1 protein-coding gene is annotated in these 509 nt (G+C 67.0%); it reads left to right on the plus strand.

Translation table 11 applies throughout. From position 1 onward, the window contains the following. Nucleotides 1-509 (plus strand): AMP-binding protein (locus FF041_RS37305; RefSeq protein ID WP_194292372.1); only part of this gene is annotated, 509 nt, incomplete at both ends.

Consider the following 509-nt stretch of genomic DNA (forward strand, 5'->3'; position numbering starts at 1 on the left):
GGAGTTTGCGCGGGTGGTGTCGGAGTGGAACGACACCGCACGCACTGTTCCCGGTGGTTCGTTGGTGGAGTTGTTCGGGGCGCGGGTGGGGTGTTCGCCGGATGCGGTTGCGGTGTCCTCGCCGGAGGGCGAGTGGTCGTACGCGGAGCTGGACCGGGCTGCGAACCGGGTCGCGTACGGGTTGGCCGCTCGGGGTGTGGGCCGGGGTGATCTCGTCGGTCTGGTGATGGAGCGTTCGGCGGATCTGGTCGCTGTACTGCTGGGTGTCGCCAAGGCGGGGGCTGCCTATGTGCCGGTGGACCCGTCCTGGCCCAGCGCGCGTATTGAGCACACGCTCGGCGGTGTTGTACTGACCGTCACTGACGGAGCGATGGCCTACCTGGTGGCACCCGAGTCCCTGGTTCCGGTCGAGCAACTGTTCATGGGGCCGGAGGGTGGTCCTGGTGTTTCCGTGGGTCCTACGGATGTCGCGTATGTGATGTATACGTCGGGGTCGACGGGTGTGCCGA

Source organism: Streptomyces jumonjinensis, assembly GCF_009600885.1.
In the GTDB taxonomy this organism is placed as follows: Bacteria; Actinomycetota; Actinomycetes; order Streptomycetales; family Streptomycetaceae; genus Streptomyces; species Streptomyces jumonjinensis.